This is a genomic window from Bombilactobacillus mellifer, from assembly GCF_000970795.1.
Classification (GTDB): domain Bacteria; phylum Bacillota; class Bacilli; order Lactobacillales; family Lactobacillaceae; genus Bombilactobacillus; species Bombilactobacillus mellifer.
Map to the genome: position 1 here is coordinate 525,127 of NZ_KQ034028.1, position 26,564 is coordinate 551,690.

The 26,564-nt window shown below is 39.9% G+C and carries 20 protein-coding genes, 3 tRNA genes and 1 other annotated feature; of the genes, 15 read left to right on the forward strand and 8 right to left on the reverse strand.

All coding sequences use genetic code 11. The features are described from left to right. Positions 1 to 14 precede the first annotated feature (14 nt). The gene (locus tag JG30_RS02665; protein WP_046315935.1) at positions 15 to 1,340 is read right to left on the reverse strand and encodes a replication-associated recombination protein A; all 1,326 of its coding nucleotides are present in this window, start codon (positions 1,338 to 1,340) and stop codon (positions 15 to 17) included. 22 nt (positions 1,341 to 1,362) lie between these two features. Then, complete coding sequence (locus JG30_RS02670; RefSeq protein WP_046315937.1) at positions 1,363 to 1,818, reverse strand: GNAT family N-acetyltransferase; 456 nt, start codon at positions 1,816 to 1,818, stop codon at positions 1,363 to 1,365. A 298-nt stretch (positions 1,819 to 2,116) separates the two neighbouring features. Here JG30_RS02670 and JG30_RS02675 point away from each other — a divergent pair. The 6 genes from JG30_RS02675 to eno all read left to right on the forward strand — a co-directional run bounded on the left by JG30_RS02675 (position 2,117) and on the right by eno (position 8,008). Then, a tRNA-Arg gene (locus JG30_RS02675) sits at positions 2,117 to 2,188 on the forward strand. Between the two features lie 272 nt (positions 2,189 to 2,460). Further along, complete coding sequence (locus JG30_RS02680; protein WP_046315939.1) at positions 2,461 to 3,501, forward strand: sugar-binding transcriptional regulator; 1,041 nt, start codon at positions 2,461 to 2,463, stop codon at positions 3,499 to 3,501. Between the two features lie 30 nt (positions 3,502 to 3,531). Then, a complete protein-coding gene (gap, locus tag JG30_RS02685) occupies positions 3,532 to 4,551 on the forward strand; it encodes a type I glyceraldehyde-3-phosphate dehydrogenase (RefSeq protein WP_046315941.1) in 1,020 nt (339 codons plus the stop codon). A gap of 100 nt (positions 4,552 to 4,651) precedes the next feature. After that, positions 4,652 to 5,866 (forward strand): phosphoglycerate kinase, encoded by a 1,215-nt coding sequence (locus tag JG30_RS02690; RefSeq protein ID WP_046315943.1) that lies wholly within the window; start codon positions 4,652 to 4,654, stop codon positions 5,864 to 5,866. 20 nt (positions 5,867 to 5,886) lie between these two features. Beyond that, positions 5,887 to 6,642, forward strand: coding sequence for a triose-phosphate isomerase (gene tpiA / locus JG30_RS02695; protein ID WP_046315945.1), 756 nt, complete (start codon positions 5,887 to 5,889; stop codon positions 6,640 to 6,642). Positions 6,643 to 6,712: 70 nt separating this feature from the next. Continuing rightward, positions 6,713 to 8,008, forward strand: coding sequence for a phosphopyruvate hydratase (gene eno, locus JG30_RS02700; protein WP_046315946.1), 1,296 nt, complete (start codon positions 6,713 to 6,715; stop codon positions 8,006 to 8,008). Between the two features lie 73 nt (positions 8,009 to 8,081). On the opposite strand, the gene JG30_RS02705 is transcribed toward eno, so the two are convergent. Then, complete coding sequence (locus JG30_RS02705; RefSeq protein ID WP_046315948.1) at positions 8,082 to 8,747, reverse strand: hypothetical protein; 666 nt, start codon at positions 8,745 to 8,747, stop codon at positions 8,082 to 8,084. A gap of 114 nt (positions 8,748 to 8,861) precedes the next feature. Between JG30_RS02705 and JG30_RS02710 the strand changes: the two genes are divergently transcribed. The 3 genes from JG30_RS02710 (at position 8,862) to JG30_RS02720 (ending at position 12,978) form a co-directional block, all read left to right on the forward strand. Continuing rightward, positions 8,862 to 10,034 carry an SAM-dependent methyltransferase gene (locus tag JG30_RS02710; RefSeq protein WP_046315950.1) on the forward strand — a complete coding sequence of 391 codons (1,173 nt, stop codon included), beginning with the start codon at positions 8,862 to 8,864 and terminating at the stop codon, positions 10,032 to 10,034. A gap of 242 nt (positions 10,035 to 10,276) precedes the next feature. Next, positions 10,277 to 11,485 carry a methionine adenosyltransferase gene (gene metK, locus JG30_RS02715; RefSeq protein ID WP_084616639.1) on the forward strand — a complete coding sequence of 403 codons (1,209 nt, stop codon included), beginning with the start codon at positions 10,277 to 10,279 and terminating at the stop codon, positions 11,483 to 11,485. Then, positions 11,485 to 12,978: an MDR family MFS transporter gene (locus tag JG30_RS02720; RefSeq protein ID WP_084616640.1), complete on the forward strand. Its 1,494-nt coding sequence runs from the start codon at positions 11,485 to 11,487 to the stop codon at positions 12,976 to 12,978. Before metK ends, JG30_RS02720 begins: the two co-directional genes overlap by 1 nt. On the opposite strand, the gene JG30_RS08590 is transcribed toward JG30_RS02720, so the two are convergent. Beyond that, positions 12,914 to 13,540 (reverse strand): phosphatase PAP2 family protein, encoded by a 627-nt coding sequence (locus JG30_RS08590; protein ID WP_052725170.1) that lies wholly within the window; start codon positions 13,538 to 13,540, stop codon positions 12,914 to 12,916. The genes JG30_RS02720 and JG30_RS08590 overlap by 65 nt on opposite strands. Positions 13,541 to 13,679: 139 nt before the next feature. On the opposite strand from JG30_RS08590, the gene JG30_RS08595 reads away from it, so the two are divergent. From JG30_RS08595 to JG30_RS02740, 3 genes are all read left to right on the forward strand, one after another. Further along, positions 13,680 to 14,948: a glycoside hydrolase family 73 protein gene (locus JG30_RS08595; RefSeq protein ID WP_052725171.1), complete on the forward strand. Its 1,269-nt coding sequence runs from the start codon at positions 13,680 to 13,682 to the stop codon at positions 14,946 to 14,948. A 97-nt stretch (positions 14,949 to 15,045) separates the two neighbouring features. Continuing rightward, positions 15,046 to 15,252 (forward strand) — a binding site (T-box leader). Positions 15,253 to 15,294: 42 nt separating this feature from the next. Next, the gene (leuS, locus tag JG30_RS02735; RefSeq protein WP_046315952.1) at positions 15,295 to 17,715 is read left to right on the forward strand and encodes a leucine--tRNA ligase; all 2,421 of its coding nucleotides are present in this window, start codon (positions 15,295 to 15,297) and stop codon (positions 17,713 to 17,715) included. 32 nt (positions 17,716 to 17,747) lie between these two features. Beyond that, entirely contained in the window at positions 17,748 to 19,397 is a 1,650-nt protein-coding gene (locus JG30_RS02740) for a putative polysaccharide biosynthesis protein (protein ID WP_046315954.1), read from the forward strand. A 241-nt stretch (positions 19,398 to 19,638) separates the two neighbouring features. Here JG30_RS02740 and nrdJ read toward each other — a convergent pair whose 3' ends face one another. Together nrdJ and JG30_RS02750 are read right to left on the reverse strand one after the other, a co-directional pair. Beyond that, positions 19,639 to 21,855: a ribonucleoside-triphosphate reductase, adenosylcobalamin-dependent gene (gene nrdJ / locus JG30_RS02745; protein WP_376856296.1), complete on the reverse strand. Its 2,217-nt coding sequence runs from the start codon at positions 21,853 to 21,855 to the stop codon at positions 19,639 to 19,641. Between the two features lie 689 nt (positions 21,856 to 22,544). Further along, positions 22,545 to 22,628, reverse strand: a tRNA-Leu gene (locus JG30_RS02750). A 58-nt stretch (positions 22,629 to 22,686) separates the two neighbouring features. Here JG30_RS02750 and JG30_RS02755 point away from each other — a divergent pair. After that, positions 22,687 to 23,538 carry an NAD(P)H-hydrate dehydratase gene (locus tag JG30_RS02755; RefSeq protein ID WP_046315957.1) on the forward strand — a complete coding sequence of 284 codons (852 nt, stop codon included), beginning with the start codon at positions 22,687 to 22,689 and terminating at the stop codon, positions 23,536 to 23,538. A 78-nt stretch (positions 23,539 to 23,616) separates the two neighbouring features. Next, on the forward strand, positions 23,617 to 24,972 hold the full coding sequence (locus JG30_RS02760) for an FAD-dependent oxidoreductase (protein ID WP_046315959.1): 1,356 nt from the start codon (positions 23,617 to 23,619) through the stop codon (positions 24,970 to 24,972). Between the two features lie 218 nt (positions 24,973 to 25,190). On the opposite strand, the gene JG30_RS02765 is transcribed toward JG30_RS02760, so the two are convergent. Further along, positions 25,191 to 26,036, reverse strand: a complete 846-nt coding sequence (locus JG30_RS02765; RefSeq protein ID WP_046315961.1) for a YitT family protein — start codon at positions 26,034 to 26,036, stop codon at positions 25,191 to 25,193. Between the two features lie 74 nt (positions 26,037 to 26,110). Between JG30_RS02765 and JG30_RS02770 the strand changes: the two genes are divergently transcribed. Next, positions 26,111 to 26,181: transfer RNA gene (locus JG30_RS02770), tRNA-Gly, on the forward strand. A gap of 49 nt (positions 26,182 to 26,230) precedes the next feature. Here JG30_RS02770 and JG30_RS02775 read toward each other — a convergent pair. Next, complete coding sequence (locus tag JG30_RS02775; protein ID WP_046315963.1) at positions 26,231 to 26,410, reverse strand: PspC domain-containing protein; 180 nt, start codon at positions 26,408 to 26,410, stop codon at positions 26,231 to 26,233. Positions 26,411 to 26,564 lie beyond the last annotated feature (154 nt).

Below are 26,564 nucleotides of genomic sequence, written 5' to 3' on the forward strand. Positions count from 1 at the left end.
TCACTAATTACCTTTTACAAAGAATCATGTTTTTGATGCCATGCTTGAATTTGCTGTAAGCGTTCTTTAAAGCGGGATTCGTGTCCTTGATCACTAGGATAATAATATCGATGTCCTTGTATCTCGGGGGGCATAGTTTTCATGGAAGTTAATTTGTCAGCTGTGTTGTGAGCCAATTGATAATTTTGACCGTACCCTAAATCTTTCATCAACTTGGTTGGAGCATTGCGAATTTGTAAAGGGACGGGCGCATTCAGCGTTTTTTGGGCATCTTTTTGAGCAGCTAACCGGGCTTGATAAATCGCGTTAGATTTGGGAGCCAATGCGAGATAGGTCACCGCTTCAACCAAGTGGACATCACATTCCGGCAGACCAATAAATTGGCATGCCGAAAAAACATTAACCGTCACATTTAAGGCATTAACGTCGGCCAAACCGATATCTTCACTGGCAAAACGAATCAATCTGCGGGCAATATAGAGAGGGTCTTCGCCGCCTTCCAACATTCGCGTTAGCCAATAAATCGCCGCATCCACATCGCTATTACGCATCGCTTTATGCAGGGCTGAGATGAGATTATAATGTTCATCACCTTTTTTGTCGTAATTCATGAATTTCTTGCTAATTAATTGTTGCAGATTTTGGTGAGTAATAGTAATCACATTATTCTGCTGCTGGCCATTTAAAACAGCCATTTCTAAAGTATTTAAAGCAGTACGGGCATCGCCACTGGCAAATTCCGCGATAGCTTTTAAGGAATTTTCATCAATATTAATTTTTTTCTGGGGAAAAGCTTGAGGATTTTGCAAAGCATTATGCAGTAATTGCAGAATGTCAGCAGCTTGGAGAGCTTTGAGAACAAAAACTTTACAACGCGATAATAAAGCAGAATTAATTTCAAAGGAAGGGTTTTCGGTAGTGGCTCCAATGAGGATAATGCTTCCTTTTTCAACATAGGGCAAAAAAGCATCCTGTTGGGCTTTATTAAAACGATGAATTTCATCTACAAAAACGATGGTCTGGCGACCTAATTGGCGTTGAGTTTCAGCTTGTTGCATAATTTTTTTAATTTTGCTAATGCTGCTATCCACGGCACTAAAGCTCAAAAAATGGGCTTGGGTTTGGCGGGCAATTATCTCCGCGAGAGTGGTTTTGCCCACGCCTGGTGGTCCCCAAAAGATCATAGAAGATACTTGATCTTTGGCAATAATTTCCCGCAAGATTTTTCCGGGCCCTAATAAATGTTGCTGTCCGACGAATTGTTCTAAAGTTTGCGGTCGGACCCGGGCCGCTAACGGCTCTGTCTGCGCCGCTTGAGCAAATAATGATTCTTGTTTCATTAAAGATCATCTCTTTGATTTTTTAGTGCAAAGTTTTTTGCAACCGAATTAAATCTTTTAAGATTAACTTGTTTTCCCAAATTGTTTGGGGGTAGTGTTGGCTAAAAAAGTCGCGTTCAATGCTGGTAATTCGGAAGCCTTGCTTTTGGTAAAGATATAATGGGCCGAAGCTGGTACTACCGGTAGCTATTTCGAGAGTTCGATAGTGTTTTTGGTGGGCCCAATTTTCAGCAAATTGCAAAAGTTGGGTACCAATTCCCTGATTTTGATGACACTGGCTGACTGCTAAATTAACGATCTCTAAGGTTTGGGGATGAGTCGGTAAGAGCAGAAGAACACCTACTAGTTTATGATCTATTTGGGCCGCAAACTTCAACGCACGGTTGACATAACTGGCAACCATTACCGGACTAGGGTCGGCACTTAGTAATAATTCATATTGGGCTGCAGACACGCTGGTCAAAGATTGAATATTCATGGGATTGGCTCCTTTGTTTTGCCTTGAGTAAAGTTGGAATCCGATATTTTAGCAGTTGTTCCTGTTATTGATCCCTTTCTTTTGTCGTTGTTTTTGTAGAATTTAGCAGAATTCAAATTATTATCAAGGCTAACGTAATTATAGTCCAATTGTAACGGGCTTAGCTGTACTTATGGGATCGTTTTGGGAAAATATTTCTTATGTATCTGGAGTAATTGTCTGAGACCAGTTGTCTAAGTAAAATTACAAATTTAGTCTTGCCAAAACTAAAAACCCACGGTACAATATAAAACGTGTTGCGCCGCTAGTGTAATGGATAGCACACAAGATTCCGGTTCTTGGGATCTGGGTTCGACTCCCAGGTGGCGCATAATTGTCAGCACTGGTTGTTTAAACAGCCAGTGCTTTTTTGTTTTTAAAACTCAAGCATTTCTAAATATGCGGGAAGCATGAGGTTAACCCAAATTAGGCTAGCGTTCGCTGTAATTAACGCCAAACCGGATAGTTGCATTTTCTGGAGCAACTTGCTATAATTTCAAATGTGAGCTAAGGATTTTAGCTTGCATATATTTTTTGATTTGATGGGTCTGAATGTGACACACAGGGACGTTTTAGATCCCACCGTCAGGACGTGCTCTTATAATGGATAATTGGGATTGGATTAATACTGTGGCGCCTGATTTTTGGCAAGAAATTCAGCAGCGTTATCGTATTTTGCAGCGCATTCACTGGATGCAACCCATTGGTCGGCGAGTTTTAGCTGCCGAATTAGATTTATCCGAGCGGGTTTTACGACGTGAAACGGATCTTTTCCGCCAAACGGGTTTAATCGAAATGTCTAAGTCCGGGATGTTGTTAACAGAACTAGGAGTTCAAGTAACACAACAACTGGATCATTTGTTGCGCAATGTAAATGACAATTCGATGATGGGCGAGCAACTGGCTAAACATTTGGGAATTAAGCAAGCAATAATTGTTCCTGGAAATAGTGAGCGCCATGCTAAAGTTTTGGATTTAATGGGACGCGAATTAAATCGTCTTTTAAATCAATGTTTGCCTCCCGGTTGCAATACGGTGGCCGTTATGGGAGGCACCACAATGGCAGCAGTCGCCCAGCAGTTATTGCCTAGTTTAACGCAGAATCGACAGTTATTGTTTGTTCCCGCTCGCGGAGGTCTAGGTGAATCAGTTGCCATTCAGGCAAATACAGTTTGTGCCGAAATGGCTGCCCATAGTGGTGGTCGTTATCGCGCGCTTTATGTTCCTGAGGATATTAGTTCCCAAAGTGTTAAACCACTGCTCAAAGAGCCGGTGGTGAAGGCAGTTTTGGATTTAATTAATCAGGCTAATGTGGTGATTAATGGCATTGGCCGCGCTCAGGTAATGGCGCAGCGGCGACATATGTCATCTGCTGAAATTCAGTATTTGGAAGAAAAAAAAGCAGTTTCCGAAGCTTTTGGTAACTTTTTAAATGCTGCAGGTGAAGTAGTCTACCGCGTTCCGAAAATTGGCTTACAAGTTTCGGATTTAATTAACATTTCGTATGTGATTACTATTGCCGGCGGACCGCAAAAAGTTCAGGCAATCGAATCATATATGAAAATCGCACCTCAGCAGACAATTTTGATTACTGATGAGGCAGCAGCAAAATTGATTTTAAGGGGTCAAGAACCTTTAAAATAAAACATTTTTCCTGAAGGAGGAAATCTAAACATGGCTACAAAAGTAGGTATTAATGGTTTCGGACGTATTGGTCGTTTGGCTTTACGTCGTATTTATGAAGTTGCAAATGATGATTTGGAAGTTGTTGCAATTAACGACTTAACATCACCAGATATGTTGGCACATTTGCTTAAATATGATACAGCTCATGGTAATTTCCAACATGAAGTATCAGCTGCAGATAATGCTATTGTAGTAGATGGCAAAACAATCCCGGTTTATGCTGAATCCGATGCACGCAATATTCCTTGGGTAAAGAACGACGGCGTAGAACTAGTTTTGGAAAGTACTGGTTTTTACACTTCCAAAGAAAAGGCTCAAGCTCATTTAGATGCTGGTGCTAAGAAAGTCTTGATCTCAGCTCCTGCAGGTGATTTGAAGACGGTGGTTTATGGTGTTAACGACGATACCATTACTAAAGATGATCAAATTATTTCTGCTGCTTCTTGCACAACCAACTGCTTGGCTCCAGCAGCTAAAGCTTTGAATGATGCTTTTGGCATTCAAACAGGAACAATGACGACAATTCATGCTTATACAGCTACGCAAAAATTGCAAGATGGTCCTGATCGTGGTGGCAACAAGCGTAATGCGCGGGCTGCTGCACAAAACATTATTCCACATTCAACCGGGGCTGCTAAAGCTATTGGTTTAGTTATTCCAGAATTAAAGGGCAAATTAGACGGTCATGCACAACGTGTACCAGTAATTACCGGTTCTTTGACTGAGTTAGTAGCAGTCTTGGACAAGAAAGTTACTGCTGACGAAGTTAATGCTGCTGTGAAGAAAGTTACTGAAGGCAATGAATCCTTTGGTTACAACGATGACGAAATTGTTTCTTCCGATATTATTGGTACTGAATTTGGTTCGGTATTCGATCCAACTCAAACCCAAGTGGTTGAAGGTGCTAATGGTGCCCAAGTAGTCAAAGTAGTTGCTTGGTACGACAATGAATCTGGTTTTACTGCACAAATGATCCGTACTTTACAAAAATTTGCTAGCTTATTGTAATCGATAATTCAATTTATTGTATTAGTTTTGATTACGTGATGAAGGCGGAGGGAGGCTCACTCCTTCGGCCTTTTTTGTTGAAAATTAGGAGGCTGTTTGAATGGCAAAAATGATTGTTTCGGACATTGATCTCAAGAATAAAAAAGTTCTAATGCGGGCAGATTTCAATGTACCGGTCAAAGATAACCAAATTACCAATGATAATCGTATTGTAGCAGCTTTGCCCACGATTAAATATATTATTGAGCATCAGGGTAAACTGATTTTACTATCGCACTTAGGGCGCGTGAAAAGTGATGCGGATAAACAAGCTTTGACTTTAGCTCCTGTAGCACAACGTCTAGGCGAATTATTAAATCAGGAAGTCAAATTTGTACCGGTCAATGAAGGTGCCGAATTAGAAGCTGCGATTAACGCTATGCAAGCGGGTGAAGTTATTTTAATGGAAAACACCCGTTTTCAAGATATTGATAACGATTTTGGAAAACGTGAAAGCAAAAATGATCCTAAGTTAGGTCAATATTGGGCTTCTTTAGGTGACGTTTTTGTCAATGATGCTTTTGGAACTGCTCATCGGGCTCATGCTTCCAATGTCGGCATTTCTCAAGCCATGCAAGCAGCCGGCAAACCCGTTGCAGCCGGTTTCTTAATGGAAAAAGAAATCAAATTCTTAGGTAACGCTGTGGAAAATCCCGTACATCCTTTCGTGACGATTTTAGGTGGTGCCAAGGTTTCTGATAAAATCGCGGTGATTGAAAACTTAATCCCTAAGTCTGATCATATTTTAATCGGTGGGGGTATGGCTTATACCTTTTTAGCTGCGCAAGGACACCAGATTGGAAAATCCTTATTTGAAGAAGACCGAGTGCCAATGGCTAAAGATTTATTAGCTAAAGCTGGGGATAAAATTGTGTTACCAGTTGATCACGTGGTAGCGGCTGAATTTTCCAATGATGCTCCACATACAACCACTCCGGATGTGGAAATTCCTGCCGATCAGATGGCCTTAGATATTGGACCGAAGACAATTCAATTATTTGAAGATAAATTAGCAGGTGCTAAAACTGTCGTTTGGAATGGACCAATGGGTGCTTTTGAAATGAGCAACTTTGCTAATGGTACTTTACAAGTGGGTCGTGCTTTGGGTGATTTACAAGGTGCGACGACAATTGTTGGCGGCGGTGATTCCACTGCTGCAGCACAACAATTAGGTATTGCCGATAAGCTGACTCATATTTCTACCGGCGGTGGGGCTTCTCTGGAATACCTAGAAGGTAAAGAATTGCCGGGAATTGCTTCCATTTCTGATAAATAAAGCAAAGGAGAGTTACACATATGCGAACACCAATTATTGCGGGCAACTGGAAAATGAATAATAATCCAGAAGCTACGACACAATTTGTGAATGCAGTAAAAGATCATTTGCCAGCTAGTGATCAAGTAGAAGCAGTGATTGCTGCACCAGCGGTCGATTTGCCGGCTTTACTTGCTGCTGCTCAGGGCAGTAATTTAAAAACAGCGGCTGAAAATTGTTATTTTGAAAATTCCGGAGCGTTTACCGGAGAAACGAGTCCTCAGGTTTTACAAGAAATGGGGATTAATTATGTAGTCATTGGGCATTCGGAACGACGTGATTATTTCCATGAAACAGATGCCGATGTCAATCGGAAGGCTCAGGCCGTTTTTGCCAACCAGATGATTCCTATTATTTGCTGTGGTGAAAGCTTAGCCAAGCGTGAAGCTGGGGAAGCACAAACTTGGGTTCAAAGTCAAGTTACTGCCGCTTTAAAGGACTTAAGTGCCGACCAAGTATCCCAATTAGTCATTGCCTATGAACCGATTTGGGCAATTGGAACGGGCAAGACAGCGACTGCCGATCAGGCGCAAGAGATTTGTCAAGTGATTCGCCAAACCGTAGAGAAGCTTTATGACAAGACCGTAGCAGACCAAGTCCGAATTCAATATGGCGGTTCAGTTAAACCGGCTAATATCAAAGAACTAATGAGTAAGCCGGACATTGATGGCGGTTTAGTCGGAGGAGCCAGTTTAGATCCCGATTCTTATTTACAATTGGTGAATTATCAAGCGTAATGTATTTATTTAGATTTCTTGAAATGCTAAAATTAAGTTATCAAACAAACAATCAAAGGAGATTAATTAAATGTCTGTAATTACTGATATTTTTGCTCGTGAAATTTTGGATTCACGTGGCAATCCTACTGTCGAAGTAGAAATGTATACTGAATTAGGTGGTTTTGGCCGTGCTAGCGTGCCATCAGGGGCTTCCACTGGTGAACATGAAGCAGTAGAATTGCGCGATGGCGATAAATCCCGTTTCATGGGTAAAGGTGTTACGCAAGCAGTGAAGAATGTCAATGATGTCATTGCAAAAGAAATCATTGGGATGGATGTCACTGATCAACGGGCAATTGATCAAAAAATGATTGCTTTAGATGGAACTCCTAATAAAGGCAAATTGGGAGCCAATGCAATCCTGGGAGTTTCTTTAGCTGCCGCACATGCAGCTGCTGATGAATTAGGCATGCCTTTGTATGAATATTTGGGTGGACCGAACAGTCATGTTTTGCCAACACCAATGATGAATGTTATCAATGGTGGTAAACATGCCAATAATAATGTTGATTTTCAAGAATTTATGATTATGCCTGTAGGTGCTAAAAGTATTCATGAAGCTATTCGGATGGGTGCTGAAACTTTCCACAACTTAGCTGCGATTTTAAAAGAACGTGGCGACTCCACGGCAGTTGGTGATGAAGGTGGTTTCGCACCGAACAATATGCAAAACAATGAGGAACCTTTCCAAGTATTAGTCGAAGCTATTGAACGTGCCGGCTATAAACCTGGCGATGATATTGCAATTGCATTTGACTGTGCTTCTTCAGAATATTACAACTCCGAAACCGGCAAGTACGATATGAAAGGTGACGGCAAGTCCTATACTGCAGCAGAAATTGTTGATTTATTGGATGGCTTAGTTGAAAAATACCCAATTGTTTCTATTGAAGACCCATTAGATGAAAATAATTGGGAAGACTGGAAACTACTCACAGATCGTTTAGGTAAGAAAGTGCAAATTGTTGGTGATGATTTGTTTGTAACTAACACAGATTACCTCAAAAAGGGTATTGATATGGGAGTAGCCAACTCCATTTTGATTAAAGTTAACCAAATTGGAACTTTAACTGAAACTTTTGAAGCCATTGAAATGGCTAAAGAAGCCGGTTATACAGCTATCGTATCTCATCGTTCCGGTGAAACGGAAGATACTACGATTGCTGACTTAGTAGTGGCTACTAATGCTGGTCAAATTAAAACGGGTTCCATTAGTCGGACTGACCGAATTGCGAAGTACAATCAATTAATGCGAATTGAAGAACAATTGGGTGAGACTGCTGAATATAAAGGCGCTAAGAGCTTTTACAACATTCAAAAATAACTAAAAGTCAGTTGTTAAAAAAAGCAATTTCGTAATTGAAATTGCTTTTTTCTTTATCTAATAGAAACTCAATTTAAAAACTAAGCAGCAAGACTAAAATGATTCTTAAAAGACTAAAATAAGCTAAATTACGGGAATGCCGACCCCACTTTTGGAGAAAAAACATACTGCCGGTTCCGATAAAAAAGACTATGCTTTGCTGCAGTGTAAGTTGTTTAAGCCCCAGTAAAGCTAAAATTACCAAACTCAGACACACTATTGCTAAAAGAATTTGCCCCCGCGATTTGACTAAGTGAACAATGACCACTAAAACATTGATTAATAAAAGGTTTAGAATCATCTGAGCTGAAACGAAATGTAACAGCGAAAAAATTAACATTGCACTGGTGAAAAAGGGGAGCACTAAATTGCCGACAATAGCGCGCATGGGTGATTTTTGAACAAGAAAGCAAAGCAGTAATTGGCACACAAACAAACACAATAAATAAAATGAGGGCTTAATGGCTTGATGGCAGAGAATTAAAATAATGGCTAAAATACTATATAAAACATTAAAATATTTGTTTGGATGAAAAGGGCCGATCAATGCGTAATAAATAACTAACAACGCAACTAAGATAAAGGTGAATTTTGTTGGTGGATCCAGATGATAGGGATAATGCTGCATTAATAACACAGGATAGGCCGCGATGCTTAAAAAATAAAGGCATGTCGTAAGAATAGATTTCCAAATTTTCATTTTTTTACCTCATTATATAAAGCTGCTTTTATTCTACCTTAAATTAATCTTCGATTTGAAGATCAGATTTAAAAGGTGTAGTGTTACTAATTGATAATTATTGAGGTGAATTGAATGTTAGAGAAAACTTTTTATAAAGAATTGTTGAAGAATTCATTTAATATCCCGTTAAAGGTAACTTATTGGGATCAAAAGACCGAACAGTATGGCACGGGTGATCCAGACATTCATATTACTATTCACAAACCGATTCCAATTAAAAGTATCATGAACAACGCTTCCTTGGCTTTAGGGGAAGCTTATATGAATAAGACGATTGAAATTGATGGTAGTATTGAAAAATTGATTTTAGCAGCTTATCAAAGCCGCAACAGTTTTTTATACAATAAAAAATTCAAACAATTTATGCCGACGCATACCCATTCCAAAAATGATGAGGAAGAGTTCGTCCAAGATCATTATGATATTGGTAATGATTTTTATAAATTATGGCTCGATGATACGATGACTTACTCTTGTGCTTATTTTGAAAAACCGGACGACACCTTGAAACAAGCCCAGCTCAATAAAGTTCATCATATTTTAAAAAAACTCAATCCGCAACCGGGAAAAACTTTAGTAGATATTGGTTGTGGCTGGGGAACTTTGATGCTTACTGCTGCTCAAGAATATCATTTAAAAGTTACCGGAATCACCTTAAGCGAAGAACAATATGAGTACGTAGTACAGAAAATTAAAGATTTAAAGTTGACTGATTGTGCCGAGGTAAAATTAGTCGATTATCGGGAAATTAAAGATCAAAAATGGGATTACGTGGTCTCCGTCGGAATGTTTGAACATGTAGGTCATGAGGATCTGCCAGAATATTTCCGAGATGTAGCACAGATGTTAGTTGATGGGGGCACAGCTTTAATTCATGGGATTACCCGTCAAGGAAGCGGAGCCTTGAATGCCTGGATTGATAAGTGGATTTTTCCTGGTGGTTATATTCCGGGTTTGACCGAAAATATTGATAATATTTTAAATGCGGGGCTCCAGTTGAGCGACATGGAAATGTTGCGGCGCCATTATCAACGTACCTTAGAAATTTGGGAACAAAATTTTCAAGCTCATCGTGCTGAGGTGACTCAAATGATGGATGAGCGCTTTAGCCGCATGTGGGAATTGTATCTGCAAGCTTGTGCAGCCTCTTTTGCTTCAGGCAATATTGACGTGGTGCAATATTTAATTAGTAAAGGGCCTTCAGGCACTAATTTACCGATGACGAGAGATTACGTTTATCGCTAAGCAAACCAGCGCGGCTTTGTAAGAACACAGAATAATCAAGCTATAATGGCGGTTCATCCTGTTATCGAAAACAGACAGAACCGCTTTTTTATTTGTGCCAGCGGTTTTTTCTGAAATTATCAAAAAACAATTTTAAAATTGTACTTGTAATATTAAATTTTGTGATAACATGGTTAAGTTAATTAAATTCCTGATGGAGCAAATTATTTGCTTACCTGTAACCGAATTAAGGGGGAAAAATTTTGGAAAAAGAAAAACATTTTTTTACGTCGGAATCAGTGTCAGAAGGACATCCTGATAAAATGGCAGATCAAATTAGCGACGCCATTTTAGATGCCATTTTAAAAGAAGATCCCAAGGCTCGGGTAGCTTGTGAAACTACAGTCACTACCGGTTTAGTATTGGTAGCGGGTGAAATAAGTACCAGTGCTTATGTGGATATTCAAAAAATTGTCCGCGATACGATTCGAGAAATTGGCTACACGAATTCTGCTTATGGCTTTGATGCTGATACTTGTGCAGTGATTACGGCAATTGATCAACAATCACCGGACATTGCCCAAGGTGTAGATGATGCCTTGGAACAACGCGAACAAGTCAGCGATGACGATCCGTTCGATCAGATAGGAGCAGGCGATCAAGGCTTGATGTTTGGCTATGCTACAGATGAAACACCCGAATATATGCCGCTACCGATCATGTTAGCACATAAATTAATGCGGCAGGTCACTACTGTTCGTAAACAGGGCCAATTAACTTATTTGCGCCCAGATTCCAAAGCACAAGTCACGGTAGAATACGATGATCAGCATCGGCCATTAAGAGTGGATACCGTGGTTTTAAGCACACAACATGATCCGGAAGTATCCTTGACAGATTTAAAGCAAGACATCATTGAACAAGTCATTAAACCGGTTGTCCCGGCGCAGTTTTTAGATGAACAAACCAAATTTTTAATTAATCCTACGGGACGTTTTGTTTTAGGGGGACCGAGCAGTGATACTGGTTTAACCGGTCGTAAAATTATTGTGGATACCTATGGCGGCGCAGCACATCATGGTGGTGGAGCTTTTTCAGGTAAAGATGCCACTAAAGTTGACCGTTCTGCTAGTTATGCGGCGCGTTATGTGGCCAAAAATTTAGTAGCTGCCAAGATAGCTCATCAAGTAGAAATTCAATTAGCTTATGCGATTGGCGTTGCGCGTCCTGTGTCTATTGCAGTGAATACTTTTGGGACAAGCGCCTATCGCGATGATGAAATTGTCGCAGCAATTCGCCAAGTTTTTGATTTGCGGCCCGCAGGGATTATTCAAATGCTAGATTTACAACGTCCCATTTATCGTCAAACAGCGGCTTACGGTCATTTTGGGCGCACCGATATTGATGTACCGTGGGAGCATACAGATCGTGTTCAACAGTTACAAAAAATTTTAACAAAGCAGGATCACTAGTGAAAAAACAGAAACAAACTAATGTCAGTCTGGTAACCATTGCTGTCTTTATTGCGACCTTTATGACCGCTGTGGAAGGTACGATTGTCTCCACTGCGATGCCGACAATTGTGAGTGATTTACACGGCTTGAATGTTATGAACTGGGTCTTTTCCATTTATTTACTTATGAGCGCAGTAACGACTCCTATTTATGGAAAATTATCTGATCGTTTTGGCCGTAAACGTTTATTAACGATTGGTTTATTAATCTTCGTCATTGGTTCCTTTCTCTGCGGTATTTCGCAATCAATGTTGGAATTAATTTTAGCGCGTTTTTTGCAGGGATTAGGAGCCGGAGCCATCCAGCCTCTTACGTACACAGTTTTAGCTGATATTTATCCCTTGGAAAAGCGCGCGGGGATGATTGGTTTAAATGGGTCCTCTTGGGGAATTGCTTCGATTGTGGCGCCCCTGTTAGGCGGTTTTATCGTGGAAAAGTTAAGCTGGCATTGGGTATTTGCCATTAATATTCCGATTGGACTTCTTACCATTTTGTTGATTCAATTCTTCTTGCATGAACACATTGAAGCCAAATCTAGTGCAATTGATTATCGTGGCATTGTACTGCTGACTTTGACGTTAGTCTTATTAATGTTAGGTTTACAAAATTTAAGCAATATACAACACGCCGGCTGGAGTGTAGTCTTACTGCTTATTTCAGCAGTGTTTTTGGGGATTTTATTAAAGGTAGAACAACAGCAAGTTGATCCGATTTTACCGCTTAAATTATTTCGAAACCGGGCTTTTGTTGTTCAAAATTTAGATATGCTGCTCATTGCCGGTTTTTTAATTGGCTTTGACACTTATTTACCGATTTGGATGCAAAGTGTTTTAGGACTACAGCCGTCAATGGGTGGCTTTGTGGTCACTCCCAGTTCGATTGTCTGGCTATTAGGATCTTATTTATCCGGCAAGTTTGTAGCCAAATATCCACCGCATAGTATTACGGCGGGGGCTTTATTATTCTTAATTGGTGGATGTGCTGCTTATTTATTGATACCTTTCAATACGTCTTTTAGTGTTTTTCTCATCATTTCCGGTTTTGTTGGTTTTGGCTTTGGACTATCGATTACGACTTCGACTGTTACTTCGCAAAGTGTAGTGACAGCCGATGAAGTCGGTACGGCCACCAGTTTCAATACCTTAGCCCGTAATTTAGGGCAAACGCTCATGGTGTCTATTTTTGGCATCGTGATGAATATTGTAATGGCCCACGGAGTACAACAACATCCCAGCCTGACTGCAGCCATGATGAATAAAATGATTAATCCAGCAACTGCTGGTCAATTACCGGCCCGTTATTTAGTGCCAGCGCGTAAAATTGTTTTTGCGGGTTTACGAGGTATTTTTATAGTTGGAATGATTATTCTTGTTAGTGCTTTTGTGATTAATCTTTGGGATTGGCGTAGTAAGAAATTATTGATTGATTATCAAAAAAAAGCCACCAAATAAGTTCCGTTGTCGCAATCGCATATAAACTACCAGCGAGTACATCGCTCAGATAGTGAACATGTAATACTACCCGACTCAGTAGAACTCCGACAACGACAAGCGTGCCCACCAGAGCAGCTCCTTTGGGGGGCTTTTTTTGCCAGTATAATAAATAGATGGCTAATACTAAAACGGTGATGGCGTTGGCATGACCACTGGGGAAGCTATACCCACTAACGTGGATGAGATGATGTAATTGTGGTCGCGGACGACAAAAGAGTAATTTCAGCCAGTGAGCAGTTGCTAGATTAAAGAAAACGGCGCTGCTCAAGAAAAGTCGCTGTGACCAATTCTGAGCTAGCAAGACTAAAATGACCGTGACCCAACAAATGGTTGAAGGTGCACCTAAAGCTGTTATTTGCTTCCAGAATTGGTGGCTGGAAGCGGGTAAAGCATCAGTGAAATGAAAGCCCCATTGATCTAGTAAATTAATTACAGGATGGTGTAACTGGACTAAGCTGCAAAGTATAATAAATATTAAAAAAATTGTTAAAATTTGTTTAAGTTTTCGTGAAGTCTGCATAAGTCGAGGTTTCCGCCTTGCTTTCCTAATAATTTTAGTTAAGATAAAAGTGGAGTTAAATTAATTAGATTTTTAACAAGCAATTACGAGAATAATTTTATGAGTTTGTGATATTGGATTTGATTTGGGGATTGATAAATTGGCTAATAAAAAAACAACATTAACACAAAATGATTCTTTATTCCATAATGAAGTTAGTATACCATTGCGGCATCCTAAAAATCTTGGTAAATGGGGAACCTTGAGTGCCAGTCTCTTAATTTGCGGTGCGGCCCTGACCAGCCAAGCCCAACCGGTAATGGCTGCTGAAGCCGATGCACCTACCAATTCGATTGTTGTTCAAACCGGCACCTCCACTGATGATTTAATTGTTTCACAAGGTTATGGCGACCAAGATTTTTTGAATTATTTGGGCAGTTCAGCCCAAAAATTAGCAGAAAAAAATAATTTATATGCCTCAGTCATGGTCGCCCAAGCATTGTTGGAAAGTGGTTGGGGAACCAGCAGTTTGGCACAAGCACCAAATTTTAATTTGTTTGGCGTTAAGGGCACCTTTCAAGGGGCTGCAGTTAATTTGAGCACACAAGAAGATGATGGCAGTGGCAGTCTGTATACGATTCAATCTAATTTTCGTAAATATCCATCCTATCGTGAATCGCTAGAGGACTATGTGCGTTTATTACGTAGTAATGGGCGCTTGTACGCTAATGTTTGGCGGAGCAATGCTGCTACTTACCAAGATGCGACGAAAGCTCTGACAGGGCGTTATGCCACGGATACTTCTTATAATGAGAAATTAGATGCTTTGATAGAAAAGTATAATTTAACCCGTTTTGATGAAGCAACACCGGATAACGGCACCGCGACAATTAATGTCAATGCTGCAACTACTGCTGATCCAACAGCTGCCACAGTCCAACCTTTGGCTAGTGTAAAGCAAGTCAAAAAAGATGCCTATCAAACTAAAACGGCCCCGGTAATTGTGCAAAATGACTATAATCGCCATGATAGTGCGGCAGCGGCTTTGGATGATACTACACCAACCGTTAGCGATATGCCAATAATTGATAATGATGTGGCCCAATTAATCCATCAACAACAGCAATTTTTGGAGCTGATGAATACGCAGAATCATTCCAAAGTCTCCAATGGTTCGATTTATGCTGTCCAAGAGGCACCTAAAGTTCACGTTAATACTCGGCCAGAAACCAGCCAACCTAGTGACTCACAATCAACAGGTACGCAAACTCAACCATCGACACCATCTGAAACGAATACGTCTGCGCAAACTATTTCCAGTGACAATCCTGCAACAGATGCTGAACAGACGACTTCCGGTTTGTATCAGCGCACAAGTGCCGCGCCGGGAATTCAAGTTGAGCATTCCGATATAGCCTCTACAGATTAATCACTAATTTAAAGGGGTAAATTAATTAAATTTGAAAATTATTAGGATCGGACCTTGCATTTTGAGGTTTTCTTACTTTATAATGGCCTCATATATTTATTTAGCGAAGCGAGAAATTAGTAGCAGTCAGTTTTTGTGCAGAGAGTGAAAGGTTAGTGAGATTTCACCAAAAAGTGACGGCGAACTCGTTCTCAAGGCTGAACATTGAAGTAACAGTAGATGTTTCCGGGGAATCACCGTTATAGATTGAGAGGGCTACGTTTAACGTAGAACTTAGGTGGTACCGCGGTCAATCGTCCTATTGCACAGTTGCAATAGGACTTTTTTATTTTTCAAGGAGGAAAATATGAGTTATAACCATACAGTAATTGAAAAAAAATGGCAAAAATATTGGGCTGACCATCATACTTTTCGTACAACTGAAGATGATCATAAACCCAATTTTTATGCGCTGGATATGTTTCCCTATCCATCCGGCAAAGGTTTGCATGTAGGACATCCCGAAGGCTACACAGCCACGGATATTGTCGCTAGAATGAAGCGGATGCAAGGATACAACGTTTTACATCCGATGGGCTGGGATGCTTTTGGGCTGCCGGCAGAACAATATGCTATTCAAACAGGAAATAATCCTAAAGATTTTACCGAAAAGAATATTAATGTTTTTAAAAAGCAAATTAATTCATTGGGCTTTTCTTATGACTGGGATCGCGAAGTCAATACAACGGATCCAAGTTATTATAAGTGGACCCAATGGATTTTCGAACAAATGTATAAAAAAGGATTAGCTTATGAAGCCGAAGTTCCCGTCAATTGGAGCCCTGATTTAGGCACCGTGGTGGCCAATGAGGAAATCGTCAATGGAGTGACTGAGCGCGGCGGATTTCCAGTTTATCGCAAACCCATGCGTCAGTGGATGTTGAAAATTACCGCTTATGCGGATCGTTTAATTGATGATTTAGACTTATTAGATTGGCCGGAGAGCATTAAAGATATGCAGCGGAATTGGATTGGCCGCTCTACAGGTGCACAAATCAAATTTCAAGTGGCAAATACTGATTACGAGTTTGAAGTTTTCACCACGCGGCCAGATACGATTTTTGGAACAACTTACATGGTTATGGCTCCAGAAAAAGAATTAGTCAACCAAATTGTTACTGAACAACAGGCGACTGCTGTACAAGCTTACCAAGCAGAAACAGCACGCAAAAGTGATTTGGCACGAACAGATTTGAATAATGACAAAACCGGTGTCTTTACTGGTGCTTATGCCATTAATCCGGTTAATGGCAATAAAATTCCGATTTGGATTTCTGATTATGTTTTAGCCAGCTACGGTACAGGTGCTATTATGGCGGTACCTGCACACGATGATCGTGATTATGAATTTGCACGGAAATTTAAACTGCCAATTATGCCAGTCATTCAAGGAGGTAATGTAGAACAAGCCGCGTTTAAAGGCGATGGTCCACATATTAATTCTGAATTTTTAAATGGGTTAAATAAAGAGCAAGCCATCGCTAAAATGGTAGAGTGGTTGACAGAAAAAGGCTTAGGTACCAAAAAAGTTAACTATCGATTAAGAGATTGGGTATTTTCACGGCAACGTTATTGGGGTGAACCGATTCCAATTATTCATTGGGAAGATGGGGAAACGACTTTAGTGCCCGAAGAGCAATTACCGTTACGTTTGCCAGAAGAAGCAGATATTAAACCTTCCGGATCCGTGGAAAGTCCGTTAGCTAATTTAACTGATTGGGTCAATGTCGTCGATCACAATGGCCGCAAGGGCAAACGCGAAACCAATACCATGCCTCAATGGGCCGGAAGTTCTTGGTATTTTCTGCGTTACGTCGACCCACATAATGATCAGGCCTTAGCGGATTATGATAAACTGAAAAGGTGGTTACCGGTAGATCTATATATTGGGGGGGCGGAGCATGCGGTATTGCATTTACTGTACGCGCGGTTTTGGCATAAGTTTTTATACGATTTGGGAGTTGTGCCGACACCGGAACCGTTCCAGAAATTATTTAATCAAGGTATGATTTTAGGGGCCAATCACGAAAAAATGTCGAAATCTAAAGGCAACGTTGTGAACCCTGATGAAGTAGTCGAACAATATGGTGCCGACACTCTACGTCTTTATGAAATGTTTATGGGTCCGTTGGATGCTTCCATTTCTTGGAGTGAAAATGGTTTGGCCGGTTCATTCAGATTCATTGAACGTGTTTGGCGCTTATACATTAATTCCGATGATGAAAATACGTTACGTACCGATTTTATTACACCGGCAGCTAATCCGGAGTTAGCTAAAGTATATAGTGAAACTGTTAAAACCGTTACTGAACATTTTGAAAAATTACAGTTTAATACGGCAATTTCACAAATGATGGTCTTTTGTAACGCGGTCAATAAAGCCCAGCAGTTTCCACAAGAGTATGCTGAAGGGTTGATTAAAATGCTTGCACCGGTAATTCCACATGTGGCTGAAGAAATTTGGCAAAAATTAGGACACAATGAATCTATAACTTATGCTGCGTGGCCAACTTATGATGAAAATAGTTTGATTAGTGAAAAAACAGAAATTATTTTACAGGTCAATGGGAAATTACGGGATAAAATTACCGTACCACGAGATACTGCCAAAGCTGATTTAGAGGCCATTGCTCGTAAAAATACTAAAATCCAAAAATTTACGGCCGGAAAAGAATTACGCAAAGTCATTGTTGTCCCTAATAAAATTGTTAACTTTGTTGTAAAATAGAAACTCTAAGATCAACAGAGAGGAAGAAGTTAATGGACAACAACGTGAAGCAAACTGAACCTGATTATCAAGCTGCAGGACGCGCTTCTTTAGTCAAAGGTTCAGCATGGATGACAGCCGGCAGCGTCTTTTCACGTTTTTTAGGAGCTATTTATATTATCCCTTGGAATGCTTGGATGGCAACATCTTTAGCCAATGCCTTATTTGCACGAGGCTATAATATTTATAGCTTTTTTCTGATTGTTTCCACAGCTGGCATTCCGGGAGCTATTTCTAAGCAAATTGCGCATTATAATGCGCTCAATGAATACTCCACTGGTAATAAACTTTTTAAACAAGGCCTAAAAATCATGGCTTTAACAGGAATTATTACGGCTGCTTTAATGTATTTTGCAGCCCCGGCTATTGCACAGATTTTTGGGGACGGGGATCCGCATTTAATACCGGTACTAAAAGCCTTATCCGCTGCCTTATTGATTATTCCTGTTATGAGTATTTCTCGTGGATATTTTCAAGGTTATAATCAGATGGCGCCCTCAGCCATTTCTCAATTTGTGGAACAAGTGGGTCGCGTTCTGTATATGTTAGCTGCGACTTTTGTTATTATGAAGGTGCAAAAAGGTAGTTATGTGGGTGCTGTTGTTCAATCTACTTTTGCAGCGTTTATTGGGGCAGTATGCGGACTAGTTATTTTAGGAGTTTATTTTGTCAAACAATTGCCACGTTTGCAAAAATTAGCACGTGGCAGCCGGACCAATAACCAAGCAGAACAGCAAAACTTCTTTTTTGAAATATGGGGCCAGGCGTTACCCTTTATCATTTTAGATGCTGGGATTATTATTTTTCAGTTGTTCGATCAAGCAACCTTTGACTTTATGATGAAAACTTTCTATCGTCTCAGTAAAGAAACTTTGGACTCGTTGTATGCCTTATTTAGTTTCAATGCTAATAAGTTGATTATGATTACAGTCTCCTTAGCCACAGCTATGTCGGTCACGGCCGTTCCTTTGCTGTCTGCAGCCTTTTCTCGACGAGATCGGCAAAATGTACGGGTGCAAATTGCTAATACCTTGCAATTGTTTTTATTAGTCATGATTCCGGCATCTTTAGGGATGTATGCCGTAGCGCGCCCTTTATATATTCTATTTTACGGGTATGATCGCATTGGTATTTATGTGTTGCAATTTAATTCCATCGTAGCGATTTTAATGGGATTATTTACTGTTTTATCTTCCATCCTGCAGGGTGTTTATCAAAATCGGCTGGCTATTCGTTATTTCTTAGTCGGACTAATTGCCAAAATGATTATGCAATATCCCTTGATTTGGCTCTTGGGAGTCTTTGGACCCTTAGCAGCGACGGCGGTAGGAATGACCGTTTCTTGTTTATTAATGTTGAAATTGTTAATGCTGAAATTTGATTTTAGTCTAGGCCAAACAATCAATCGAACTTGTGGGATGCTTTGTTTAGCAGTTTTGATGTTGGTTGGAGTCATGTTAGTCGATCATGTGGGATATCACATGGTGCCCACCTTGAGTCGTGGTTTTGCTTTTTCCATGCTGTTGTTAGAAGTTTTTATTGGGGCCTTAATCTATGGATATCTACTTTTACGAACTCACTTAGGTGAGCGGATTTTGGGTCAGAGAGTGGCGCATGTGCGTCAAAGTTTGCATATAAAATAGTATTTCCAAAGCTTATCTTCTAATTACGAAGGTAAGCTTTTTTAAAACTTGCTAAAAGTCATATGGTAGAATGGGCTTTTAAATTAATTTGGACTGGCCGAAGACCAAATTGTAAATAACTTTATTATTACCCAGGAAATAAATTTCTTTAAATTAAAAACCCTACTAATTTATATTAGTAGGGTTATTTTCTTTGAATTGAAAGATCAAGAATTTATATTTAGAATACTGCGGCTTGTTATTATTTAATCGGGCAAGCACCACCAGCACAATCACTTTGATCGACCAATTCCAGATCTTGTTGATCTTGCATCTGATCGAAAACGACATTAACGTTATCGGCAATGTCTGCTTGTTTTTGCTGATACTGAGTTTTTGTAATGGGTTCTTTAGGAGCTTGTTTCAAAGAACCGCCATAATATGGTAACAAAGAAGTAGATTTGATAATTTGACGATACTGTTCCAGCAGTGGCGCAATCTGATTAGCCTCATTATTTTGGAAGGTCACTGTACAACTTACTGCATTATCCGACCAATAAGTTTGTAAGAAGGCTTGTGTCGCAAATTGTTCTGCTATAGAAACGCTGCCTGCAGAGGCAAAGTTAGGGTTATCAGCATTGGGAGCTTTTACTGGGAATTCAACGCAAATCGTATGCTCGGTGTAGATATCAGGTTCCATACGATAACCGCATTGTTGTAAAGCTTGTAACAGAGGATCACTATCTTGAAAACGAATTCTTTGAATCAAATAACCAGCATAATGAAAATGCATTCCCTCAGAAACACCAGCTAATTTAGCGACGGTGCCCGAAGGTTTGACAGTGGTATGTTTAATCGAAGGATGACAATGCAGTTGTTGGGAATAGTTTTGATCAGCAGCAACCACAGCTTGATATAATTGATTAAAGCAGTCAACTGCTCGTTGATCATAAATAGGTTGGTGTGTTTGATCGTTAAAACCAGTTACAACCCGGTTTCCAAACTTACTCAAAATCCAATCCTGAATGCCCGACATCGAAACACCGATGCGCCGATTTTGTTGAATAATTTTTCGTGAAATTTCCCAATCATAATTACTGAAGGTAACGCGCTTGGTGTAACGGGTGGCCAAGGTAAAGGCTTCTGTTAAATCCCAATTTTGTTTTTCGGCAATATAGGGAAAAACTTCAAACAGGTTGCAAGGCTCACCGTTGGCTAAAGAGATTTCACCACAAGGGTTGGTACCTTCTACTTGTTGATCAATACCCGGCTGATAGCCATCAACTATTCTGCCGTAATTTTGGGATAAATTTAAATTGACAATTCCCGGTTCGCCATTTTCTTGAATAGCATCCGCAATGGGTTGATAATCGGTCAGGTTTTTGGTCACATTAATACTATTATTGGAAGCCCAACGGTGATGATATAACTGGGTTTGATCTTGTTTCATTGTAATAAAATCCGCATCATCACCGGAGCCTAAGGCTAGTTCAGCAGAACGGCGAACGTTGCCGGCAACGACAGTTTTGCCAATCAAATTACAAATATCTGTACAATCCACAGCACTCAACTGTTGTTGGACACGGTGATTTAACAATGTATTAATGTCAAACAACATTTCGATTAAGGGCATCGGTCCCGAAGCTGTACCACCAAAGCCTTTGATTCGCTCGCCACGGGGACGAATTTTACTAATATCGAGGACTAATTTATTTTTATGCTGCAAATTGGTTTGATTAAAATGAAAATCAATGACGCGGGCATTGGCTAAAACCCAGCCTTCTCTAGTATCAGGTAATTCATAATAATAACTATCAGTTAGTGAATGATCGCGCAACCACTGTTTCTTATCAACGGCGCCCAATTGACAGGATTCTTGATAATCTTTATTTTTTGAATCAATTAACACTGTTAGTTCTAAAGGTTGATCAATTGCCGGCATTTGCCGGATATTGTTTTTCACTACTGAAAAACCTACACCGCCGCCTTTCATTAATTGATCAAACAAAAATGAAAATGGCATCGAAACAGCAACTTGCTCTGGTTGTAAATATTCGGGAACAATATGACTTTGACCATAAGCTTGCGGGCGAATAGCAATAAACCAACAGTTATTCAAGGCATCCCCATTGCGTTTTTGATAGTCCGTACCCGAAATCCAAAGATTCCGTCCAGAAGGAGTAGCTGCCAGGCCGTAAATTAGCTTAAAGAGTTGTTGGGCCTCCAAGGTCAGTTCTTTAATCAATTTAAAGTCGGGTTGATCGTGCAGACGGGGATCTAAATTGATGTTGCCTTCGACAACACGCTGTACAGTTTCGGCCCAATTTTCCGTTCGTCCTTTTTCGGGTAGCCACCGGGCATAAGTACGTTTATACGTAACCCAGCCTAAAGGTCCCCAGTGAGGTTGGATGTCCTGAATGGTTTGCGCGATAAATTTGGGATCTAATTTAATATTAGTGGTTGTTAGTGTAGTCACGATGTTGTCTCCTTTTTATTTATCCACCACATATGGTACAACGTTCAGATTTTAAATACAATATATAGATCTGGAAGATTAACGGACCTAATTTTTATAAAGTACTGGGAAGCCAGTGGAGCTCCAGTTTCAATTTCTTAAATTTACAAAAAATTTTTTTGAGGGCGCTTTTTTTAAGGTCCTAAAAATGATTTATCCAAAGAACTCTCTTAGAAAGATTTAAAAAAATAACGTAAAAGCGTTTACAAATTAAACTAAACATGGTACGCTTTAGGCTATCAAACCTTTCATAAAAGCAGCAACGTAAAGGACCTCACCAAATTGTTGGTAGAGGTCTTTTGCGTATTATTGTGTTTTAGATAATTAGAATTGCGAAAGGACTAATATTTTTACGCTTAGGAGTTACTAAAACCGCCGCCAAACCAGCCTTGAATCTTTAAAAGCCAAGGGAGATTCAAGCAATTAAAAATGACAATCAACAATAAAAAACAGCTTTTTATCGGAAACAAAAAGCTGCTCGAAACAATCAAATATGATCTGAAGTAAGCGTATTGGGAACTCTAAATTTTTCTAAAGCTTTAAAATTATGCTAAAATCATCATAAGTTCTATGCTACTGTTTAGATTGATAATCCAAGGATGAAGTCCATAAACATACTGCCGGGAACCAATACTCGATATAGGAAATTGAGATGCCGTTGACAGGAGTCGAACCTGCACATGGAAATCCATACAGCGACCTGAACGCTGCGCGTCTGCCAATTCCGCCACAACGGCCTTACAAATAAATATTCTACCAAAAAAAATAGTGAAAGTAACTAGGAAATTAAAAATAATGGAAAAACTTACAAATGAAATTTTAAAACAGGTAATTCAACCGCGGCCTCTAAAATCGCACAAGGGTACTTTTGGTAAAGTTTTAATTATTGCCGGTAGTCAAAATTATACAGGTGCAGCTTTAATGGCGACTAAGGCTGCAGTGTATACCGGAGCTGGTCTAGTCACTTTGGCAACGGACCCGCATAATTTTACCAGCGTGCATGCCGTTTTACCAGAAGCGATGGTGGTAGATTTACGCGATCAAACTGCTGTTTTACAACTAGCCCAAACGATGAACGTGATTGCTATGGGCCCCGGCTTACAGCCAACGCTTGCCAATACCGCTTTATTACAAAGAATAATTAACGCCGCCACGGCTTCACAGAGTTTAATTATGGATGCTACAGCATTAAATTTATGGTCTCAACAATCGCTGACGATGACTACTAACGCGCAGAAGATTGTTTTAACACCGCATGCCGTGGAATGGCAGCGATTGTCACAGTTGGCACTCAGTACCCAACAGCCATCAGCTAATCTACGATGCTTACGGCAAAAGGCTCCAAAACAGACAGTTTTAGTGCTAAAGGGAGCTCCGACGGCGATCTATGATAACCAAACCGGACAAATTTTTCAAAATACGGCCGGCACCGCGGCCATGGCCACTGGCGGCACTGGTGATACTTTAACGGGAATGATAGCGGGTTTTTTGGCCCAATTTTCAGTACAGACGGCCGCAATTTTAGCCGCCGTTTATTTGCATAGTTATATTGCCGAGCAGTTAGCCCAAAAATATTATGTGGTTTTACCGACGCAGTTAAGCGAAGCAATTCCTTATTGGATGCATTATTTTGCTGAACAAAATTAAACTTTGAGATATTTTCCGAGTTGCTTTCTAAATTAGAATGATTATAATTTAGGTTGAACAACGAATGGAGGAAAATATATGAAAGTTATTGTTGTCGGATCTTCACACGGTGGTTATGAAGCCGTCCGTGAATTATTACAAGATTATCCCCAAGCAGAAATTCAATGGTATGAAAAGGGTAATTTTATCTCGTTTTTATCTTGTGGCATGCAGTTGTATCTTGAAGGGGTAGTTAAAGATGTCAACTCGGTACGTTATGCGACACCGACGAGTATGGAAAAGCAAGGCGTTCATGTGTTTGTCCAACAAGATGTCACTGCAGTTGACCCCAAGCAGCATGAAGTCCAGGTTCATAATCTAGCCGACGATACTACACGCACCGAAAAATATGACAAGTTAATTTTAAGTACGGGGGCAGTACCTGCAGCTTTAAATGTCCCTGGTAAAGATTTAGACAATATTTACTTTATGCGGGGTCGCGATTGGGCAATTAAATTAAAAAAGGCTACCGTAGACCCAGCCATTCAACAAGTCGTAATAGTGGGTTCTGGCTATATTGGCATGGAAGCTGCCGAGGCTTTTGCTAAAGCTGGAAAACAAGTTACCGTTTTAGATATTATGCCGCGGATTTTAAATACCTACTTAGATCAAGAGTTTACCGAAGTTTTAGACCACACCTTAGCGCAGCATCAGATTAAATTAGGCTTGGGTGAAACGGTGCAAAAATTTGTGGGTAATGATCACAACCAAGTCCAAAAAGTGGTTACCGATAAAAAAACTTATCCTGCCGATTTAGTAATTGAAGCTACGGGTGTCAAACCGAATACAAACTGGTTAGCAAATACACTGGAACTGAATGCGGATCACACCATTAAAATCGATGCTTATCAAAGAACAAGTGCTCCGGATGTTTTTGCAGTCGGTGATGCCACCCATGTCCAATTTGCTCCCACAGGAAAAGAAGTTCCAATTGCTTTGGCTACTAATAGTCGGCGCCAAGGTCGTTATGCAGTCAAGAATCTGACCAACGCTAATCAACCGACACCAGCAGTGTCCGGTTCATCCGCTTTGAGCGTTTTTGAATACCATTTTGCAGCTACGGGAGTCAAAGAAGCTACAGCTGCTAAGTTCCAAGCGAAAATTGCATCTGTGTATGTGGAAGATACTTATCGTCCTGCTTTTGTTCCGGAGAGTCAAAATGCTAAGGTACAATTCAAATTATCGTACAATCCTGATAATGGTCAAATTATGGGCGCACAAATTATGTCCCGGGCTGATGTGACTGCCGATATCAATGTCATTTCGCTTGCTATTCAACAACATTTAACTGTTAATGATTTAGCTTATGCCGACTTCTTCTTCCAACCAGGATATGATCGTCCATGGAATATCATTAATGTTGCTGCTCAAAAAGCACAAGCACAATTAAAATAACATTTTAGCAGTTGGTTTTTTGCGTAATTCTCAATTTCTATTCGTAGGAATTGAGAATTTTTTATATTAATATCAGTGCTACACTGCCAGACCATTTTGTTAGGTACTAAAAAAAGAAGTGCCAATAGCACTTCTTCTCGTGTAATGAATGTTATTTTTTGGAACTACATAAATTATATGCCTTTTCAGACTTCTGTCAATTATTTGACAAAAACTTTTTAAAAACTACCATTATGCACTTCGGCTACAGAGTCGGCTAAAATAAATGCGTTTGGGTCAATCGCAAAAATAGTATTTAAAATTGTACCATAATCCTGAGTTTCAGCTACTAGCATCAACATTTCTTTCTCGTCATTAGAATGGCCCCCGCGAACGTCAAACACTGTGCTGCCGGCATTAAGTTGGTCGTTTAACTGTTGCCGAATAGCTTCTAAATGATGTTCGCTCATGATATAAACAACTAATTTTTTATCTAAACCAGTTTGAACATAATTCATAACGATGGTCGAAATTCCGACCGATAAAATCGCCAGGAAAAACTCCTCTAGACCAGAAACAAAAATATTCCCCAGACACACAATGCCGTCAATGACAAATAAACTATTGGCATTCCGAATATGGAAATACTTGTTTAAAATCATTGGCGGCACAGTAGTTCCTCCCGACGAGGAACCCAAACGATAAATAATGGATAAACCGAACCCAAAAATAATACTACCAATGATATCTGAAAGCAGTGCATTCTTGATAATCATGGTATTGGGCGTCAGTGCCAAAAAAATAGGTAAGACAATACTACCGAAGGTAATTTTTGCCGCTGAAACTTTGTCTAAAAAGATCAAGGTCAAAATTAACATGGCCACATTGAAAACCAATAGGGTCACGGACAACGGGACTTGCAGGACTTCTTGCACGAGTATGGCAATACCTGTAGCACCACCAGCAGCAATGGCATGGGGTTCAAAACACATGGAAACACTGATGGAAATCATGGCTAAACCAATGAGGATTCCACAAACACGCATTACTTTTTTGAGATAGAGGTTTTGTCTTATTTTTTGCATAAGATAATTATGACAGATTTTTTGAAAAAAATCGACACATAACTCTCATTTTTGTGTATAATAGTAAGAGTATTGCGGATGTAGTTTAGTGGTAAAACTTCAGCTTCCCAAGCTGGCGTCGCGAGTTCGATTCTCGTCATCCGCTTGAAAGTAAACTGAAAACAAGGACTGCTCATTAAAAAGCAATCCTTGTTTTATTTCATTAATAACCATAAAACCAAATACACTAGAATTCCAGGAAAACCGGGAGTCAAGGCTAAGACAATAAAAATCACCCGTAACAAATTGGAATTCCAATCAAAATGGGCCGCTAAACCTCCTACGACGCCAGCTAAATAACGATCTGTATGTGAACGTTCAATGGGAATTTTCATTTGGACTTCCTCCTTATATCTATTATACCTGATTATGATGTCCGTGATGGTAAAGATGAATCGAGCTATTAACAGTTAACACATCTTTTACTACCATAATCAAAAGTTGTTGTTCATTTTTTATATAATAGCGGGTAGAAGTAATATCAAACCT